The sequence below is a fragment of the Paenibacillus sp. plas6 genome, assembly GCF_057221655.1.
The window spans coordinates 2,195,466-2,216,037 of record NZ_CM170151.1 but is presented as its reverse complement, the minus strand read 5'-3'; the positions used below and the strand labels follow the sequence as shown (position 1 = coordinate 2,216,037).

The 20,572-nt window shown below is 38.2% G+C and carries 15 protein-coding genes, 1 pseudogene and 1 riboswitch; of the genes and pseudogenes, 4 read left to right on the top strand and 12 right to left on the bottom strand.

All coding sequences use genetic code 11. The annotated features are described in order from the left end of the window. Positions 1–106: 106 nt before the first annotated feature. The 5 genes and pseudogenes from AC2TDL_RS10020 to AC2TDL_RS10000 all read right to left on the bottom strand — a co-directional run bounded on the left by AC2TDL_RS10020 (position 107) and on the right by AC2TDL_RS10000 (position 7,575). A complete protein-coding gene (locus AC2TDL_RS10020) occupies positions 107–1,711 on the bottom strand; it encodes a response regulator transcription factor (RefSeq protein ID WP_484700902.1) in 1,605 nt (534 codons plus the stop codon). Then, entirely contained in the window at positions 1,686–3,314 is a 1,629-nt protein-coding gene (locus tag AC2TDL_RS10015) for a sensor histidine kinase (protein WP_484700900.1), read from the bottom strand. The genes AC2TDL_RS10020 and AC2TDL_RS10015 overlap by 26 nt, the downstream gene beginning before the upstream one ends. A 303-nt stretch (positions 3,315–3,617) precedes the next feature. Beyond that, positions 3,618–4,406, bottom strand: a complete 789-nt coding sequence (locus AC2TDL_RS10010) for a PAS domain-containing protein (protein WP_484700896.1) — start codon at positions 4,404–4,406, stop codon at positions 3,618–3,620. Between the two features lie 737 nt (positions 4,407–5,143). Further along, positions 5,144–6,691: pseudogene (locus tag AC2TDL_RS10005) on the bottom strand (IS1182 family transposase); the annotation flags it as partial. A gap of 158 nt (positions 6,692–6,849) precedes the next feature. Beyond that, positions 6,850–7,575, bottom strand: coding sequence for a 3-ketoacyl-ACP reductase (locus AC2TDL_RS10000; RefSeq protein ID WP_484700892.1), 726 nt, complete (start codon positions 7,573–7,575; stop codon positions 6,850–6,852). A 252-nt stretch (positions 7,576–7,827) separates the two neighbouring features. On the opposite strand from AC2TDL_RS10000, the gene AC2TDL_RS09995 reads away from it, so the two are divergent. Further along, on the top strand, positions 7,828–8,490 hold the full coding sequence (locus tag AC2TDL_RS09995; RefSeq protein ID WP_484700890.1) for a phosphatase PAP2 family protein: 663 nt from the start codon (positions 7,828–7,830) through the stop codon (positions 8,488–8,490). A 54-nt stretch (positions 8,491–8,544) separates the two neighbouring features. Here AC2TDL_RS09995 and AC2TDL_RS09990 read toward each other — a convergent pair whose 3' ends face one another. After that, positions 8,545–10,542, bottom strand: a complete 1,998-nt coding sequence (locus tag AC2TDL_RS09990; RefSeq protein ID WP_484700887.1) for a methyl-accepting chemotaxis protein — start codon at positions 10,540–10,542, stop codon at positions 8,545–8,547. 228 nt (positions 10,543–10,770) lie between these two features. Beyond that, positions 10,771–10,860, bottom strand: a riboswitch (cyclic di-GMP riboswitch). A gap of 335 nt (positions 10,861–11,195) precedes the next feature. Here AC2TDL_RS09990 and AC2TDL_RS09985 point away from each other — a divergent pair. Beyond that, complete coding sequence (locus AC2TDL_RS09985) at positions 11,196–12,155, top strand: IS30 family transposase (RefSeq protein WP_484696043.1); 960 nt, start codon at positions 11,196–11,198, stop codon at positions 12,153–12,155. 47 nt (positions 12,156–12,202) lie between these two features. Here AC2TDL_RS09985 and AC2TDL_RS09980 read toward each other — a convergent pair whose 3' ends face one another. The 5 genes from AC2TDL_RS09980 to AC2TDL_RS09960 are packed head-to-tail and all read right to left on the bottom strand — an operon-like array spanning position 12,203 to position 16,604. Then, positions 12,203–13,657, bottom strand: a complete 1,455-nt coding sequence (locus AC2TDL_RS09980; RefSeq protein ID WP_484700885.1) for a sensor histidine kinase — start codon at positions 13,655–13,657, stop codon at positions 12,203–12,205. Between the two features lie 21 nt (positions 13,658–13,678). Further along, positions 13,679–14,371, bottom strand: a complete 693-nt coding sequence (locus AC2TDL_RS09975; protein ID WP_484700882.1) for a response regulator transcription factor — start codon at positions 14,369–14,371, stop codon at positions 13,679–13,681. Between the two features lie 22 nt (positions 14,372–14,393). After that, positions 14,394–15,131 carry a lantibiotic immunity ABC transporter MutG family permease subunit gene (locus AC2TDL_RS09970; RefSeq protein ID WP_484700879.1) on the bottom strand — a complete coding sequence of 246 codons (738 nt, stop codon included), beginning with the start codon at positions 15,129–15,131 and terminating at the stop codon, positions 14,394–14,396. A 1-nt stretch (position 15,132) separates the two neighbouring features. Then, the gene (locus AC2TDL_RS09965) at positions 15,133–15,891 is read right to left on the bottom strand and encodes a lantibiotic immunity ABC transporter MutE/EpiE family permease subunit (protein ID WP_484700876.1); all 759 of its coding nucleotides are present in this window, start codon (positions 15,889–15,891) and stop codon (positions 15,133–15,135) included. Further along, the gene (locus AC2TDL_RS09960; protein WP_484700873.1) at positions 15,891–16,604 is read right to left on the bottom strand and encodes a lantibiotic protection ABC transporter ATP-binding protein; all 714 of its coding nucleotides are present in this window, start codon (positions 16,602–16,604) and stop codon (positions 15,891–15,893) included. The genes AC2TDL_RS09965 and AC2TDL_RS09960 overlap by 1 nt, the downstream gene beginning before the upstream one ends. 103 nt (positions 16,605–16,707) lie before the next feature. On the opposite strand from AC2TDL_RS09960, the gene AC2TDL_RS09955 reads away from it, so the two are divergent. Both AC2TDL_RS09955 and gnd read left to right on the top strand, forming a co-directional pair. After that, entirely contained in the window at positions 16,708–17,025 is a 318-nt protein-coding gene (locus AC2TDL_RS09955; protein ID WP_484700871.1) for a hypothetical protein, read from the top strand. A 361-nt stretch (positions 17,026–17,386) separates the two neighbouring features. Beyond that, positions 17,387–18,796 carry a decarboxylating NADP(+)-dependent phosphogluconate dehydrogenase gene (gnd, locus tag AC2TDL_RS09950; protein WP_484700869.1) on the top strand — a complete coding sequence of 470 codons (1,410 nt, stop codon included), beginning with the start codon at positions 17,387–17,389 and terminating at the stop codon, positions 18,794–18,796. A gap of 122 nt (positions 18,797–18,918) precedes the next feature. Here gnd and AC2TDL_RS09945 read toward each other — a convergent pair whose 3' ends face one another. Continuing rightward, a complete protein-coding gene (locus AC2TDL_RS09945) occupies positions 18,919–20,481 on the bottom strand; it encodes an IS1182 family transposase (protein WP_484697438.1) in 1,563 nt (520 codons plus the stop codon). Positions 20,482–20,572 lie beyond the last annotated feature (91 nt).

The window sequence follows — 20,572 nt, the reverse complement described above, 5'->3', positions numbered from 1 at the left end:
CGTTTTCAGCTATTCCACTAAAAAAATAAGATTTGTACTAAAAAATAAATAAGCTTCTCCACCTTGCAGCTTTAAGCTGACCTAATGAAGAAGCTTTTTTTAACTTTTATAGTTGTTCTCGAAACTCAATTGGCGTCATGCCATATTCTTCACGAAAAAGTTTGCTAAAATATGCTGCATTTTTAAAGCCTAGCAGCTCTGAAATTTCGTATATTTTTAGTGAATCATCTTTTAGCATTTCAACAGCTTTAAGCATTCGCTGCCTTTTAATATAATCACTTATCCCTTCACCAGTCTCAGCCTTATATAGTCTCGATAAATAGACGGGATGAAGATAAACCGCATCAGCTATAGTCTGTAATGATGCTGTACTTAAATTTCGATCAATATAATTCCTTATTTTTAACGTCATCTTTTCTCGCAAGCTTCGCTGCTCTGCTTGATCGCCGCATCTAATCTTTTCCAGCATAAATTTCGCCCAATCTGCTAACTGCTGAACAGAATGAATCGTACGATTAAGCATTGCAGTACCTCCAACCAATTCACTTAGCAATTGATTATGCTTATGGGCATAAAAATAAAATGAACCGGCAATAACTGTATAGGCTTCGCGAACATGCTCTTCTGATAATTTCTCTGCCTGCCTCATATCGTGTATTAATCTATTTAATTTATTCTCATATTCATCCCATCTGCGATTTTCTAATAAATGATGCAGCGTTGGCGTCTCGTACAGTTGATGCAGCGGTTGCTGTACATATAAATCCTCTGCCAGCTCACCTGATAAAAAATAGCCCGATTCATTCGCAAGCTTGCAACGAATATATTCTGTCATTTGGCTATATAATCCGCTAATGTCGTTGGGGAATTTGCCCCATTTACTAACAACAACAGAAACAACACGCTTTAAGTAATAACCAATATTGCGTTGCAGTTGCATCGCTAAGGTATAATATTTTTTAGATTCCTCCGCACTATCGATGTCATTAGTCATTTTATTGCGGACAAGCAGCACTAAACAGCCATTTGCGTCCTTGCAAGACCATAGATCATAGAAATCTCCAAACATTTCAACAGCTATATTCATAATGGCATATTCCAGCAAATATATGTCCTGTTCATTAAAATCGGATAAGCCCTCCTCAATGCGTATAACGGTAATGCAAATATCATCACCAAAACGGAACGGCATCTCATAAAGCTCCAATAAATCAGATAAGGCATTAAGCTTCGTTCTGCCAGTTAATATTTCATTGAGCAGCTTATTTTTTAAGATTGGCAGGTTTTCCTTTAACGTATGAACAAAGCGCTTTTTTGAAATAACCTCCTGCCATTCCTCTTTAATTCGTGTCACTAGCTTGGCTATAACGGCTATTAAATCCTCATCAGATACTGGCTTTAGCAAATAATCTGACACCCCGTAATTAATGGCTTGCTTGGCATAGGCAAACTCCGCATAGCCTGAAAGCAATACCACCTTTACATGTCGAAATTTTTTATGAATTTGCGCGACCAATTCAATCCCCGTCATACGTGGCATATTAATATCAGCAATTACAATATCGACCGCATGCTCCGCTAAAATGTTTAAAGCATCTATAGCAGAATAAGCCTTGTAAACCGTCATAATCTCCAGATGCTCCCAATCAATTGTAGACGCCAATGTATCAACAACCGTCATTTCATCATCCACTATTAGCAAGCTTAGCATTTGTATCCTCCTGAGATTCTATAATACAACGAATCGATACTTTTAATCCGCCCAAACTTGATCTCTCAAACTCCAGCCCTGAACCAGGCAAGAAAAGGTTGGTCACCCTTTGACAGGTATTCCATAAGCCAAAACCGATATCTGGGGTAAGCGGACGATTTACATTTTCATAAAGTTGTTCAATCGTACTATCATCGAGACAGTCTCCTGAATCTTCCACGCTAATAATAAAGCCTCCCTCTATCATAGAGCCCTCTATTCGGATCTGTCCCTCTTGCTCACTATTACGAATACCATGGTGAATAGCATTTTCAACTAAAGGTTGAATAAACAACCGTGGTATTGACATTTCCATTAACCTATCCGGAATGTCAATTTCATATTGGATTGGTCGACGAAAGCTTAAAATATTTAAATAATTTTGCAAAAACTTTACTTCTTCTCGTACTGTTGCAAGAGGATTCTCCAAACGAGTCGTATAGCGATAATATTCACCAAGATTAAGCGCCATCGCAACAACTTGCTCATCCTCGCCCATTTTTGCCATATTTTTAATATAAAACAGACAGTTATATAAAAAATGCGGGTTTATCTGTGCCTGCAGTTGCTTAAGTTCGGCTTCCTTTAAACGCAGCTTCTCCTCATATACCTTTTCAATTAACTCTTGAATACGTTCAGCCATATTGTTAAACCCTGAAAATACCTCTTGAAATTCATCTCGCTGCTTCGTTTCTAAGCGAGAGGAGTAATTTCCTGAACGAATATCCTTTAGCTTCTGCACGAGCTCGTTTATCGGATACTGAATTTGTCGATAAATAAGAACCGAAATTACAACACCAATAGCAAGCATGGCTACTATACCTAGCACAAAAAATTGATTGCTTTCCTTGATTGGCAATACAACCTGATCTAGCAAAACCATATCAATCATTACCCAATTTAAGCTTTCTACCGGTGCATAATTGAGCAATACACGTTTTCCATTTATCGTTAAAATTTCTTTTCCAGTCTGCTGCATCTTCTGCCAATTGATATGCTGCTCCCAGCCTTCCAGCTCCTCAGGCGGTATGCCAATAAATCCATAAAGCGAATGATACATTAACGTATGACGATTTGACTTCTGCTGAAAGTTCTTAAGCATATCGCGTATATACGTATCAGGAATCCGTGCCAATATAGAATAATCTAACGAGGAATGAAGCAGTGAAAAATAGTTTGCATTATTATTCTTGCTTGGATAATAGCTCCATATCCCGCTACTCGTATCATTTAGTTCATATGCTGCAAGATCTTCATAAACAATATCTGGATTTGTTGAAATAACCTCATTCCTTGACTCCAAAAAAACGCTAATTTCCATTTGCCAATTTGAAGAAGCACTATGCAATTTTACTCGTTCATGCATATTAAAGCGCAGCGTATTTAGATCATATAAATCCTCGGGGGCGGTAGTGTTGATGTATTGCTTAGTAGTGGTATCTTCCTCTAGCTCTAACAAGCTGGCAGCCAAATTATCTACCTGACTGTCCAGTTGAAATAATAAAAATTGCAGCTGCTCATAATACGATTTTTGAATATCGCTTTCAATTACATGGATACTCACTCGATAGGAATGTCCATTAAGTGCAACTGCAATGCCCAATAACACAAATAATACGATCGAGAACTTTAAAGATAGGGGAAACTTGAATTTATTCTTCAACGCTATCAGTCCCTATAGGCATTATTATTTTATACTATAATAAAAAAATTAAGCTGACTATAATATTGCACAATTAATTAAACGGTGCTTAAAATAGTTAATAAAATATAAGAGATGTTAAAAAATTAGTATGTTTTATACGCCTATTCTTTTACTTCTTTGTAAACATAACAAAACGGTTAGACAATCGTCCAACCGTTTTCATCAGTTAGGAATCTCCTTTGATGCTTCTGTTTTTTCTTTCACTTCCATCACTGCTTGATGAGATTGCTCTTGTACTTCCGATATATGTTGAGCTCGTTCCATTACAGAAACAATTCCGCGTACAATTTCGTTAATCGAAACTAATAAGCCTTCCATTTGCATATTAACTTGTCGCATGACTTCTTCCTTCATTACCTCATGAGTTATATCACGAATTGTTCCTGCTACTCTTAATGGTACTCCATTTTCGTCACGTATCGTTTCTCCACCTGCTTGGTACCATCTATATTCTCCATTTTTGGAGCGCAATCGAAATTTTATATTGTATGGAGTTTGCCCTGATTGATCATTGAGATGATTCGTTAAAGCCGCTAATAATGGTTCTAGATCATCAGGATGCAATTGCTTGCTCCAACTGCTTAAAACATTCGGATAATGATGCTCATCTTTAAAGCCAAGAGTTCGTTTAAATTGTGCTGACCACCAAAATTGATTATTTGGATTGATTGGATCTCCATTTATAACTTCCATCTCCCACAAGCCGATATTAACAGCCTCGGTAAGCATATTTAATCTCAATTTATAGTAGTTTTCACGCCTATGGATTAGAGCGGAAAGACGATTAATGATTTCGTTTATTTCTTTATTTCTAAATTTAGGAAAATCATCTTCTTCATTACGTTCAGCCAATTCTATATATGTTTTTAAAGTTCTTATAAAATGACCTTCATTAACTTGTATTGCTCCTTCTCTGGTTGAACTTCCTCTTAGTTTATCTAGTAAAGTCATAATTTTACGCTCCTTAATTATGTCAGTTCTTATAGTGGTATGAGTAAAGTTAGAATATTATTATCTTGTAAAGTACTTTTTTGAGTACTTTTCCAAGAGATTCAGAGTAAGGGGAGTTTGTATTATATGTATCGATCAGCTTAATGCAGATGTTTTCTTATAATACAGTTTTGACAAGCGGAATATAAAGTTTGCTCGAAGGGCACAGTTAATGTCATAGCAACTACTACATCTGCCTCAAAGCAGTTCAATTAAAAATAGATCGATAGCTTGGTATATTGCATTCCAATAGCTTCGCCGAAGAACTATTGAGGTATAAACTATGTTTTCAAAATCATTTTTCGATAAAAAACGACAAAATTCGAGATTTACTAAATTATATCAATTGTTTAGGAGAATACAAGGTAAATGATGCCATATTTAGCTTAAAGGCGCTGATAAATTCTAATGTTAATATTTGACCAAAACCGCTTTCGTCTAAAAAAGCGGTTTATGTATTACTCAATATAATAACTTATAGGACTAATTCGACATTTTTTCCCGATTACATATCGTCTCTACCGATTTATCAAACAAATCCTCCTAAAGTGACTGCTAAGTAATTTTAAATAATAAAATAAAGAGCCTGGGACAAAACTTGTCTCTTAAAACAAGCAAACGGTGAAATCTGTTCAAAGATTTCACCGTTTGCTCATTTTAGGCTCTGTTTTTCTAATGCTATGCTACGTTCGTAGCACATATTTCCTTAAGTTTACTGCCATTAAGGCAAGTCCAATCTCATGCTCAACTTTCCGTTTTCCTCGAACTGAAAAGCGAGTGAAACCTAAATTAGCCTTCAAGAATCCAAAAACTGGTTCTACGTCAATTTTTCGTTGACGGTAGATCTCCCCTGTTTTTTCTCCTGAAAGCTGCTCTCTTACATAGGTTTTTTGTTGTTCCCAACGTGCATTGATCATCAGTTGTCGGTGTCTTCCTTCTTGTGCTTTCGTACATGAGGATCGGAAAGGACATCCTGTACAATCCGCACAAGCATAGATCTTGAATTGTCGCTCAAACCCATCTTTATCTTTGCGTATGGTATAGCGTTGAAACGTTAGTTCCTGTCCATTTGGACAAAGATAACGATCCTTTTCGGCATCATAGTGCCAGTTACTTGTTTGAAATGGATCGGTTTTAGACTTTCTCTTTTGCTCACGCTCATACATCGTATACTTTATTAATGGAACACGCTTGCGCTTCGTGATCACATCCTCATAGTTTTGCTCACTTCCATATCCGGCATCCGCTACGATATAGGTAGGCAAGTCAAAATAATGGGTTTCAATTTCATCAAGAAAAGGAATAAGCGTCTTGGTGTCCGTTGGATTGGAATAGATACCATAAGCCAGTGTGTATTGTCCTTCGGTTGCAATTTGTACATTGTATCCAGGCTTCAATTGTCCATTCTTCATGTAGTCATCTTTCATTCGCATGAAGGTTGCATCAGGATCGGTTTTGGAATAACTGTTGCGCTTTCCGAATCGTTGTTGATGAAGCTTGTACATGTTTTTTCGTTCCATCCAATCACGGACTTGCTTGAGTAGTTGTTTTGGTGCTTTTCGCTTGCTTCGTAATTGTTTTCGTTCACTCGTATCTTCGGATGCTGCGATCTTTTCTGTATAGCTTTCAACCACTCGCTCAAGGTGTTCTGCGATCTCCAGTAAGTTTTCCGTAGAGAGTTCTTGCTCATGTTCAAGCTCTGGAATGATCTTTTGTTCCAATAACTCGTTGTACAGTTGATTCGACTTTTCAATGAGCCGAGCATGATGTTTGTCCACGGCTTTTTTCCATACAAAGGTGAACTTATTCGCATTGGCTTCAATTTTGGTTCCATCAATGAACATCGCTTCTTGGGTAATGATCTTTTCTTCCACTAACTTCGAGCGAAATTGAACGAAGCACTGGCGGAGTAAGTCTTTCATCACAGGATGAACACGGAAACGATTAATCGTACGGTAGCAAGGTTCATAGCCTTGAGCTAACCACATCATCCGAATACTGTCTTTCGTAAGAGCTTCAATTTTACGACCAGAAAAGGCAGATTGAGTGTAGCCGCATAGAATGATCTTGAGCATCATGCGCGGATGATAGGCTGGACAACCGTCACGACGAACAAACGAACGAAACGCTTCATCTGGAATACTTTCGACCAAATGATGAATGGCAAATGCGATATCATGTTTATCTAATTTAACTTCTAAATTTAGAGGCAAAACTAATTGATTCATGTTATAATCTTTAAACATAAGGAACACCTTTCTTTTGAAATTTTTGGGGTAAGATACTTAAATTTTAACAGAAAGTGTTCCTTTTGTATGTAAAAAATGAACTCCTGGCATTCTACTTTGTAGAGCACCAGGAGTTTTCTTTCATTTAGCTGGGTTTTGTCCCAGGCTCTTTTCCCTTAGAATGGATTCGTATTAAGCATGCTAGCCATTTTGATGTACATACGTTGACTTAGCTTCAATTGCGCAACAATATATTCAGCGATATCTTCAGGATGCATATATTGCTCTTCTTTACCGTCTGGAATTAATGATGTGCTTTTCGCCAAATCTGTGGCAATTGTGCTTGGAGCTAAGGCTGTCACTCTAATATTATTGCGACGAACTTCTTGTGCTAATGATTCAGTTAGTCCGATTACACCAAATTTTGATGCACTATATGCGCTTGAGCCAGCAGCGCCATTTAAGCCGTTAGTTGACGAAATATTGATAATGTCTCCGCTATTTTTTTCAATGAGTTGCGGAAGAACAGTACGTGTAACATAATAAGTACCCATAAGATTAACATCAATAATTTGCTTCCATAATACAGGATCCATGTCAGCAAGTTTTTCAAATGTACCAATACCTGCATTATTAATTAAAATATCTGCTGTACCAATTTCTTTAGTAAGCTTAGCGATCGCTTGCTCAACTTGTTCTAAGGAAGAAACATCAACGGCTGCATAAGAAACCTTTATCCCTAAGCTCTGTATTTCCTGAGCAACCTCCTTTAATGCATCCTCAGTTTTAGCCATCAAGCCGACATGTACGCCTTCTTTCGCTAATGCAACCGCAACTGCTTTACCGATCCCTCGTCCAGCACCAGTAATAAATGCCACTTTACCTTTAATTGATTGTGCCAATGATTATCTCTCCTTTTATATGTACGGTTTTCGCTTAAAATTTTTATTACATCTAGAATGAATTAACTTTAGGTTATTTCATCTAGAATAATGTTCATCCATTATAACAAATTTATGTACAATCACAACTTATCTTACTCCCTAAATTCCCATTCAATACCTATAGTTCACCAAATTTAGACTATAGTCTAGTACTCAAATATTAAACATAAAGTAAAATATAGATAGTTATCCAGCAACTAGGAGGACGTCATGATTTTACTTATAAAAAAATATCGACATTTGCTTGCGATTCTGTCTATTGCCGGGCAAGGGCTAATCTACATGCTCATAGCTTCTTTCATGAGACATAGCGCTACCCCCATAAACAATTCGCTTGATGATCGCATCCCTTATTTATCATGGTTTGTTATATTTTATGCAGCCTGGATGCTTATTCTGTACTTAGCCTTCATTTATATTGGTATAACCAATCATGCCTTATACTGGAGGACGATTATCACTTATAATATCGCTGTAACAATGAGCAATATTATTTTCATTTTATTTCCTACTCACATGCCTCGTCCGATAATTTCGGATCATAACATCTTTGATAGACTTGTTGAATTTATTTACAGCAATGACGAGCCCGTTAATTGCTTTCCTAGCATCCATTGTTTAACATCATATTTGCTATTCATTACAATGTACCGTCATAAGCTACTATCAATTGGCTTAAGAATTTTCTTCTCAATTATTTTTTGGGGAATTATTGCTTCTACCATGTTTATTAAGCAGCATTCGCTAGTTGACGTAATTGGCGGTATTGTCCTAGCAGAGATTACGTATAGAGCTCTTTACTATGTCCTAGATAAAAAAGAAAAAGTTCTTGTCACCGGTCATAATGAAAACCGTGTTACATTAAATGGTTAAGTCGCTGTAAAAAAACGAGGGCTTTCAATAAGCCCTCGTTGTTCATTGCGAAACCTACACTCTGAACCGCTCAATCAATGATTGCAGTTCCTCAGCCATTTTCGATAAAGATTCAGCATTTGCTGTTATCTCTTCCATTGAGGCAAGCTGTTGTTGAGACGCTGCTGAAATTGATTGGGTATTATCCGATGATGTAGTAGCGATCTGTGTAATTGATTCAAATGAATTTACCATACTTTCAATGGCTTCAGAAATTTCTTCTGAATTCGTTTGAACCTGCATTGTCTGATTATTCACTTCTAATATTGAATTCTGAATCAATTCAAACAATTGACCAGTATGTCTTACTAAACCTAGACCGTTCACTACTTCTCTTGAAGTATCATCGACAGCAGCAACTGTTTTATTTGTCACTACTTGTGTGTCAGATACTAACTGTGTGATTTGTTTCGCTGATTTGGATGTCGTTTCCGCCAATTTACCGACTTCGGCTGCTACAACGGCAAATCCTTTGCCATGCTCCCCTGCTCTTGCAGCCTCAATTGCTGCATTTAATGAAAGTAAATTCGTTTGATTTGCAATATCTGTAATTAGCTTAATAATGTCACCAATCTGGCTTGACTTAGAACCTAGCTCTTTAATATCATTTGACAAAACCTCAACATTGCTTGTAATTGATTCCATTTGTTGGATTACAGCCATAACAGATGATCCGCCTTCTTGTGATCTTGTCAAAGTAGCGTTGGCATTTGAGCTTAATAACGATAGGTTGGCGCTAATTTCCTGCACACTAGCTGAAATATTGCCCATCATTTCACCACCGACGGCTACGCTGTTTAACTGCTGATCTGCTCCTTCCACAATATCCTGTATTGAATCAGATATGTGCGCTGTCGTTTGCGACGTTTCTTCAGCGCTTGAATTAAGTTGTTGAGAAGCAGCAGCTAATTGGCTTGAAGCATCTCGAATTTCATTAATAAGCTGACGCAGCGACAGTCTCATATCCTCAAAATTACTGCCTATATCTCCGAACTCATCTTTCGTATTTAGAACGATCGGTTGAGTTAAATCCCCGCTGCTAATAACTTTAGCTTGATGAATAAGTTGGTTCATCGGTTTATTAATACTTCTAATGATAAAAATCATAATCACTACGCCAAATGCTAACATAATAAGCATAATTGTTAAGGTTGAAAAGAGAATGCCATCGGCTACCTTTTTGAACTCTTGTGCATTAACAATCCCTGCTATTTTCCAGCCTGTAAATTCATTTGTAACATAATAAGCAATTTCTTCGCTAGAATTTTCAGTTGATTTATATCTAAGCTCACCTGAATCCGATGAATATAATGCTTCAACAGCTGCACCAGTATATTCTTCCCCAGGTTTTACTGCAATTTCTCTTGAGGAAGCGATCATAATTTTGTTCTGGTCAGTGATTTGAATATAACCATTCTCGCCTATTTGAATATCCTTAAGACTTTCCGATAATTGATTAAGGTCGATTTGAAAGCCAAATATTGCTGAATCATCACTCGTCGTTTTCATAGCAATAACCCCTTGAGTACCTGTGTTAGCAGATGTATGTGGGTCATCGAGAATCGCTTTTCCTACATTTTCAAAACCTTTTTTAAACCATGATCTTGTTGTAGGGTCATATCCTTCTGCAACTTGATTGGGCTCACGGAAAAATTTCGTGCCATCCTTTGTTGCTAAAAATAAGGCGTCTACTTCAGGATGCAATGCTTTATAACTTTCCATCACTTTACGTATTGGCGCCTGATCTCCACCTTCTAACATATCCGGTGTTATGCTGTCAGCTATATATTCCATATCAAGTACAGTTTGAGAAATGGTATCGTTTATGTACCGATTAAAAAGAGTTACATTAGAATGAGCAGCTTGAGCCATTTCTTCCTCTACCTTTGACTTTGCTACTTGATAGCAGTTAGTCCAACCACCAAGCTTGGTACTAATAATACAACTATAAAAGCTATAATAAGTTTCGATTTGATGCTTCTTAATTTGATTGAGCCTAATCTTTTTATCCAATTAATCCTAGCTTTTCCCATAGCGATACACCTCTTTAGTCGTGATATCTGTTACTTTATTGCTTGATTGCTTGATAATATAAGATAATTAATATTCAACTTTTATAGTTGTCTACTAGCGTAAGCCTCCTTCTAGTTGTTCTTTTGTAGACTTTGTGCCTCCTTAAGCATTATTTATAACAAAAAAAATAGACTTCTCCCGAAACAAAGAAAAGTCTACCCTTCGTTATTCGGCAATTGGCTGGCGTAGCGGAAATTTTCCACCTTAGCCCCTATAACTTTGTGACCCCATCTTTCGATGAGTGTACCTTTGTTATTCAGTTATTAAAGCAAGTTGATTTATTAAATATAAATTTCTTTCTGATTATAAAGAGTAACAAACATCACATCAAGTTATTAATTGTTTTTATATAGGTAATTATTCTTATTTATATACTATATTTTTACAATTACTGCGAAATTTATCATAGTTCTAATAGATTGTTTTTTGATTTATCAATTATTTTCTACTAACTTATAACGAATGAACTTAAAAACAATAGAATTTATAAAAGCGATAGATTGTAATATGAAGTGCGACACCTAAAAAAATAACCCATGACGAAAACTCGTGTAGAATGAAGTTACCACACACCATCTACAAGGAGGCTCGTCATGAGCTATACACATCTTACCATAAACGAGCGTATAAAAATAGAAACATTATTTCATTTAGGCTGGAGTGCGAGAGCCATTGCACAGCAGATCAAACGCCATCATTCTACGGTGTCTCGTGAGCTTCATCGTTTGAATACCTCGTCTTCTGCTTATGAGGCTAGCGATGCGCAAGCAGATTACCAGCGCAAACGCATGCAAAGCAAGCCTAAAGGGAAGTGGACGAAAGAAAGAGAACATTACCTTACTCAAACCTTGGCTGCAACGTGGTCCCCAGAACAAATTGAAGGGCGCATGAAACAAGACTATCCTGAGCAAGCGGTATCCTTCAAAACCATTTACCGCTGGATTTACCAAGGTAGGCTAGTCCAAGGGAACACCATCTTCTTACGACAGAAGGGAAAGCGTAGAAAGCCTCGTGAAAGCAGAGGTCGCTTTAATCTCGGGTTATCCATCAGGCAACGTCCAAAAGAAGTGAAGCAACGTGAATCCTTTGGTCATTGGGAGCTTGATACTGTCGTTTCTAGCCGTGGTAAAAGTAAAGGCTGCTTGGCTACTTTTGTTGAGCGAAAAACACGCTATTACCACGCTGTAAAAATGCCAGACCGTTCAGCGGCATCTATGGAGCAAGCGGTTGCTACGGTGCTAGAAGAACTCGCGTTGCCTATGCTCACAGCTACCGTTGACCGTGGAAAGGAATTCGCCTGCCATCAAGCATTGTTAGAAGAGCATGGCTTGACGGTATACTTTGCTGATCCATATTCATCTTGGCAAAGAGGCAGTAACGAAAATGCAAATGGACTTCTCCGAGAATTCTTTCCTAAGAAGTACGACTTAAACACCGTTGATCAAGCTGAACTTCAATGTGCTTTGGATTTAATTAACCATAGACCACGCAAATGTCTGAATTGGAAAACTTCTCATGAGGCAGTTATGGAAGAGTTGTCGCACTTAGCTTGACAATCTATCAAGCAAAAAAGATTCGGGCAAACCTGAAGGTCTGTTGCTTAACCTTTAGGCTGCTCAGAATCTATTTCAAAATCAATAGAAATACAAGCCTTCCCAGACTCTGAATTAAATGCTTTTACCGTTCCTCCCATTTTTTCAACAAGCTGCTTTACAATATAGAGCCCTAGTCCAGAATGGTTGCCTTTACCGCCGCGAGCTTCATCCCCTCGATAAAATCTAGTAAACATATGCTCCAAATCTTTTCCACTAAAACTAGGTCCTGTATTACTAATAACAACAGAAGCACGCTTAGTCTGAACCGTAACATCAATCTGAATCTGACCGCCTTGCGGCGTATACTCCAAGCTGTTTGACACAATGTTATCTAATATGCGCTCCATCTTATCAATATCGAACCGAACAGATTTATCTGCTTCACCGTAAATATTTGTTATAATGCTCACACCGCGTTGCTTGGCTTGTAATTCATAATTTGAAGCTTTCTGCTGAATGAACTGAGCAATTGGTTTAGTATCTAAGACAAGATCGTTATTTGAGTTTTCTAAATCAGTAACATAAAGCATTTGCCGCACTAGGGCAGAACTTCGTTCCGCATTTTCTTTAATAATTTTTAAATATCTCGACTGTTTATCTCGTTTTTCTAGTTGCTGATCGTCAAGTAAAGCCTCTGAGTATCCTAAAATAAGCGAAAGCGGGGTTTTCAAATCATGCGCCAAAGCCTCCGTCATCGCTCTCCGTTCTTCTTCCATTCGCCATTGTGCAGATAATGAGCGTCTCAGTTCGTCCTTCATCTCAGAGAAGGCAATGCACAATTGTCCCAGCTCATTATTAGAACGATAGCTTAATTCAAAATCTAGATTTTTCTGCTTAATTTGATTGGCTGCTTCCATTAGCATTTGCAAAGGTTGATTAATTCGAGCAACGAACCGTTTCGAAAAAATAATGATCGCCAATACAAAATAAGCAAAAGGTGCCATCGCCATTGCACCAATTAAAATCATATACCAAAGCTGTCCACTGCCGTTTTCTGAAGAAACTTGCAGCGTATAGGCAAGCAGTACAGCACCAGACAAATCACCGTATTGACTAATAATAGGTACTGCTAAAACATATTTTCCTTTGGCTGAAAATCTCGTGTTTAACACTTCAAACAGCTCACTTGGCTGCTTAAGAAACGAACCCCTTACTGAACCGTATAAGAAATTTCCTTTGGCATCTAACACTTGATAGTCTATTCCTTCTAGTGGGATGATCTGTTCAAGTTCCGCTTTCGCCTCTGTTTCCAGCAACGCACTGTTTTGCTGCTTTATATAGTTTTCTATGTTTGGCAACTGCGTTTCATAATGATTAGCTGGAAAAAATCTTTCATGGCTAAGTAAATAATTAAAGAGCAAAATTCCTATAATATAGGTCACGATTGTTGCTAATAAACTAAAAAGTACAATTAGTACAATCGTTATCCGGAATTGGGATTTCAGTGGTTTGCCTTTCACAACACCTACTCCTTTTGGATTCTATTTTTTATTCCACTTGTAACCAATCCCCCAAACCGTAGCAATATATTCGGTGTTTGGATCAATTGCCGCGATTTTTGCGCGAATTTTTTTCACATGCTCCACTACAGTAGATGAATCTCCTTCTGCATCGTATCCCCATACTTTTTCGTAAATCTGTTCTCGAGAAAACACTTGTCCGCTATGCACTGCAAGTAATTCGATAATATCATACTCTCTTCGAGTAAGCGGAACAGGATGCCCATCAATCGTTATAGCTCTTTCTTTCAAATCCAAACCTAATGTTGCAAAAAATAGCTTTGTTCGTTTCTGTTCCGCATTTAGATACTGCGCACGCCGTTCTCGCCGCAAATTAGCTTCTATTCTTGCAAGTAATTCACGCAAACCAAATGGTTTAAGCACATAATCATCTCCGCCGAGATTAAAACCTTTAATACGATCGGCTTCCGACTGCTTCGCACTCAAAAAAATTATCGGGCACATCACTTCATCCCGAATTGCCCGACATACTTCAAAACCGTCCATGTTCGGCATCATAATATCAAGAATGATTAGATCTGGAAGCTGCTTAGCTTGACGCACTCCTTCTGCACCATCAAATGCAGTCAGCACCGTATGCCCTCTGTCCTCTAGTTCTTCCTTGAGCAGTGCAACTAGAGCTTCTTCATCATCAATAATTAAAATACAACTCATCGAAACACCCCACTATATTTTCCTACTCCTCATGCTTCCGTCCTTCCCATTGATGAAACCATACCGTGCTAACAATAGTAAGTGCAACAAATAGCAATAGCGCTAAAGACAGTCCTTGGAAAATCACTTGTGAATCATTTGGACTCAACACAAGTCTCACAGGCCAAGCCCACGGCACAAACGACCAAAGTTGATCACCGACACTGGTAGCCCCTATAATCGCAGCAATTAATAAGCCAGCGCCTCCGAGCCCTATACTGGCACCGAGCCCAACAGCAAAACTTAACCATAAGTGAAACACAAACAGCGGCAATGATCCCAATACAACAAGCAGTACTCCTTTATAAAATAAGTTAGCATCGATGATTTCGATATGCAATCCATACTTCATGCCTAGTAGTAAAAGTGTTGCAGAGATTAAATTGCTGCCAAGATGGAGGACAACAATGAGTACTAATTTATTAATATAAATAAATGTTTTAGATACTGGTGAGCCAAGCACGGCACTGAAGCGACCAGCATGCTCCTCTTGCAAGCAAATTAATCCAGTTATAACTCCTACAGCAAGTGGCAAAAAGGAGGCCCAGCCTTCAAAAAAGGCGCTGTAAATTTTGAAAGCAAGCTCTGGTGTCGTGCGAAATGAGGAAAAGTACCAAACGATTAATACCGCAAATCCGATAGGCGCAAGAAGGAGCGCCCAGCGGTGCGGTGTCCGTTTCATTTTAAGCCAATCCGCCCGCAGTAAGCGCAACGATGTCATACTACTTCACCTCTCTTTTTGAAAATAAATAAGCACTAATAATTGCTGTGACAACCAGAAACACAATTGATAAAGTAAGACCTATTGGAATAACTGAAGGATCTAGCAATGGATCCCCACTTTCCAGCGTAACACCGTTTGGATGAACACCGATTAACGGAGCCATTAGTCGAGTTGGCCAGCTCCATGGAACGTATATCCAATAAGCTTCTGGAGCGCTTAGCACACCAACAAACATACCCGCTATTCCTAATATCAAACCTGCAAAAGCTCCAAAATGGGCTGATACAAATAGATGAAGCGGAATAAGGCTGAGCGCAACAAGCCAAATAAGCAAGCTTGCTTCAATCATTTTAGAAAACGGAATATTTCCACCTGCTATCCATAAACCTGTAATTAAAGCAGCTATTATCAAAACAATAGACGAAAGCAGCATATAATAACCAATGACCGTTATTTTACTGAACCATAGTTTGAAAATATTAATGTTGTTTGAGCGAATGCTGCGATAGTTACCAGCCTTCTTCTCGCGCAGTTCCGCCAAAGTGCAAAACAGTGAAATTCCAAGCGGAATGAAAATAACAGGCCACCAATTAAAGATCATCGTAAGCAGCATTTCCCATGGCAGCTTAGTTTTTTCTGGCAAATAAAAGCTTACAATACCCCCATATAATACGAAGAATAATGGGGCAACGAGTGCGAGCTTCTTTGCAAAGCTCCGTTTATATTTCATCCATTCAGATATGACCATATTTTTCATTAGCGTATCGCCTTCCTTCCATTTGCTTCAAGCACTACATTCATAAACAATGATTCTAAATCTACTTTCCCCTCTAAACGGCCTTCATATCTTAGCTTGCCGCCACTAATAATTCCGATATCATCGACAATTTGCTCCACTTCCGTTAATGCATGACTAGATAATACAACTGTAATTCCTTGTTCAGGAAACGTACGAATCAAATGACGCAAATCTTGAATTCCAAGCGGATCGAGACCGTTTGTTGGCTCATCTAAAATGAGCAGGCGCGGCCGTTTCAGCAAGGCTATCGCAATGCCAAGCCGTTGTTTCATGCCCAGTGAAAATTGTGATGCTCGCTTCTTTCCTGTATTAGCGAGGTCTACTGTTTCTAATACCTCCTGAATTCGTTGCTCTGGAAGACCTAACATCATCGTATGCACCTTCAAATTTTCACGAGCCGTTAAATTGCCGTATAGAGCAGGTGCTTCAATTAAAGCTCCAATCTGTTCGAGACTTTTTCGGCTCCACGGCTCCCCCTCAAACTGAATGTTCCCGTCACTCGGATGCAGCAAGCCTGCAATCATTTTTAGCAAGGTGGTTTTTCCTGCTCCATTCGGACCGAGCAAACCGTAAACCGTTCCTCTTCGTACCTTCAACGATACACCGTCAACGACGATCTGATCTTTAAATCGTTTGCTGACCTCATTGGTCTGTAAAATATAATCTTGCATATTCAACATCCTTTCTTTATTTGCGTTCCTTTTTCTGAAATCATCCTAACAAGCAAAAATAAAGAAACTATAAACTTTTAAATGCTCAACTTATTACCAACTAATGTTTATGTGGAGAGTAGAATATTTAATCGAGGCAAAACAAGGGGAAGAAGTACAACATATGGCTGCCTTTCAAGTATTGTTTAACTCGGTGAAATACGCTCAAGTCCAGCAACCAATCAAACCGGGAGATCCTTATGTATATAGTGATATGCTATGGTCTGCTTTACATGGAGTCGTTGCACTGGTTATTCAAATTCCGATGTTTACACATACGGATTGTTTATGTTATGCGGCATCATTTGGGGTGTGGCGCTACTGCCGCTGCCAACTGCGAAGATTAAGCACGGTAAACGTTCTTCGAAGCAGCAAACACTGACGCCAGAGTTTGCGCGAGCATCTAAGTAATGGAATATTTTTGGTATACTGGCAACAATTATAACGATTATTTAAATGATTTTAATGGTGTGGAAGCCAAAACTATAGACATAATAAGAATATAATTTGTGAATCGTATTAATATACATTCTGATTTTCACAAAGTAAGCACTAGCAGCTTAGATTTTGCTTAAAACTTTTAATTATGTAGATGAATAGCAATTATGTCTTGCTAAGCTTGTTCGTTTAGTTTAAAATAAATGTATTTTTGGTCAGTAAAATCCTCCTTATTTTCTTGGAGCTTTCTGAGTCAATAAGTGAGGGTTTTCTACATTTCATCAAAGAAACAGGAGCTAGAAAATATGTTAAACTCGATTGGTGTTATTGGTTTAGGAGTAATGGGAAGTAATATCGCTTTAAATATGGCTAATCATGGGGAGAAAGTCGCAGTATATAACTACACAAGAGACTTAACCGATAAATTAGTTGCCAAACTTAACGGTGAATCTATCCAACCTTACTATGAAGTTCAAGAGTTCGTGCAATCCTTAGAAACCCCAAGAAAAATTTTCATGATGGTTACAGCAGGCAAAGCAGTAGACTCTGTAATCGACTCACTAGTCCCATATCTTGAAGCTGGCGATGTTATCATGGATGGCGGTAATTCGCACTATAAAGATACTGAGCGCAGATATGATGAACTAAAAGCAAAAGGAATCGAATATTTGGGCGTAGGTATTTCAGGAGGAGAAGTAGGAGCATTAACTGGTCCAGCAATTATGCCTGGTGGCGATAAAGTGGCTTATGATAAAGTTGCTCCAATTTTAACAAAAATTGCGGCTAAAGTGGGCAATGACCCTTGCTGTGCTTATCTTGGTCCAAAAGGTTCAGGACACTTTGTAAAAATGGTGCATAATGGTATTGAATATGCCGATATGCAATTAATAGCAGATGCTTATACATTGTTAAGAAATAGATTAGGTTTATCTGTCGATGAAATTGCTGATATATTTGATACATGGAATGAAGGCGAACTAAATAGCTATTTAATCCAAATTACTGCAGAAATTTTACGCAAAAAGGATGAAATCACTGGCTTGCCTCTAGTCGATGTCATTCTCGATAAAACAGGGCAAAAAGGTACAGGTAAATGGACAAGCATGCAAGCAATTGATACTGGTGTTCCGTCATCAATTATTACAGAGTCATTGTTTGCCCGCTACATTTCTTCTTTAAAAGAAGAAAGAACTTTTGCTGAAAATATTCTTTCTGGTCCACAATCTGAATTACAAAGCCTTGATAAAGATCAATGGTTCGAATACATTAGACAAGCGTTATTTATGGGTAAAATTTGCGCTTATGCACAAGGCTTTACACAATATAAAATGACTTCCGAGCTTTTTGGATGGGGCTTGCCTTTAAAAGATATTGCTCTAATTTTCCGAGGCGGTTGCATTATTCGTGCTCAATTCTTAAACACTATAAGCGAAGCGTATGAAGCTCAACCAGATCTGGATAACTTATTGATTGCTCCTTACTTTGCAGAAAAAGTAAAAGAGTATCAATCTGGATTGCGAAAAGTAGTAGCTGAAGGTATTACTTCTGGTTTATCATTACCATGCTTAAGTGCATCACTAACTTACTACGATAGCTACCGCACAGGTAATTCAAATGCAAGCCTATTGCAAGCACAACGTGATTACTTTGGTGCACACACTTACGAACGTAATGATATGGAAGGTATCTTCCACACAGAATGGCAAAGCAACTAATATTTAATATAAACAAAAACAAGAGGCTGGGACATAACTAGTCTCTAAAGCAAGAAAAAGGTGAAATCCGCAAGTGGATTTCACCTTTTTCCTATTTTAAGTTCTATTTTCTCTGTACTCGTCTACGTTCGTAACACATATTTTCTTAAATTTACTGCCATTAAGGCTAGTCCTATCTCATGTTCTACTTTTCGTTTTCCACGAACTGAAAAACGAGTGAAACCTAAATTAGCCTTCAAGAATCCAAAAACTGGCTCTACGTCGATTTTACGTTGACGGTAGAGTTCACCTGTTTTTTCTTCTGAAAGCTGTTCTTGTACATATATTTTTTGTTGTTCCCAACGATCGTTTATTAACAGTTGTCGATTTCGTCCTTCTCCTGCCTTTGTGCAGCTTGTTCGGAAGGAACAGCCTGTACAATCCGAACATGAATAGATCTTAAACTGACGTTGGAACCCGCCTTTATCTTTACGAGTAGCATAGCGTTGAAAGGTGAGATATTGATCATTAGGGCAGGTATATCGATCTTCCTCCGTATCGTACTGCCAGTTTCTCGGTTGAAAGGGATCGTTCTTTACCTTCTTCTTTTGTTCGCGCTCATACATCGTATACTTCATCAATGGAACACGCTTGCGATTGGTGATGACATCCTCATAGTTTTGTTCACTTCCATAGCCTGCGTCCGCCACGATGTAGGTAGGTAAGTCGAAGTATTGGTTTTCAATTTCATTAAGAAAAGGAATGAGCGTCTTCGTGTCTGTTGGATTAGGATAGATCCCATACGCCAGTGTATATTGTCCTTCTGTCGCAATTTGTACGTTGTATCCAGGCTTTAACTGACCATTCTTCATATAGTCATCTTTCATCCGCATAAACGTCGCATCCGGATCGGTTTTCGAATAGCTGTTTCGATCTCCAAACTGTTGTTGATGCTGCTTGTATTTTTTCTTTCGTTCAATCCATTCACGGACTTGCTTGAGCATTTGTTTTGGCACTTTACGCTTGCTTCGTAATTGCTTTCGTTCGCTCGTATTTTCGGATGCTTCCATCTTTTCTGTATAGCTTTCAACCACGTGTTCGAGGTGTTCTGCGATCTCCAACAAGTTTTCCGTAGAGAGTTCCTGCTCATGTTCGAGCTCTGGAATAATCTTTTGTTCCAATAACTCGTTGTACAATTGATTCGACTTCTCGATTAGACGAGTATGATGCTTGTCCACGGCTTTTTTCCATACAAACGTAAACTTGTTGGCATTCGCTTCAATCTTTGTACCATCAATGAAAATCGCTTCTTGGTGAATGATCTTTTCTTCTACTAACTTCGAGCGAAATTGAACAAAGCACTGGCGGATTAATTCCTTCATCTCAGGATGAACACGGAAACGATTGATTGTGCGGTAGCAAGGTTCGTAGCCTTGTGCCAACCACATCATCCGAATACTGTCTTTCGTTAGAGCTTCAATTTTACGACCAGAAAAGGCAGATTGGGTGTAGCCACATAGAATGATCTTGAGCATCATGCGAGGATGATAGGATGGACAACCATCACGACGAACAAACGAACGAAACGCTTCATCGGGAATACTTTCGACCAAATGATGAATGGCAAACGCAATATCTTTTTCATTTAATTTAACTTCTAAATTTAGAGGCAAAACTAATTGGTTCATGTTATACTGTTTGTACATAAGGAACACCTTCTTTAATGTTTTTGTAGGAGTACTAAAATTTTAACAGATGGTGTTCCTTTTGTGTTTAAAAATTTAACGGCGATGACAT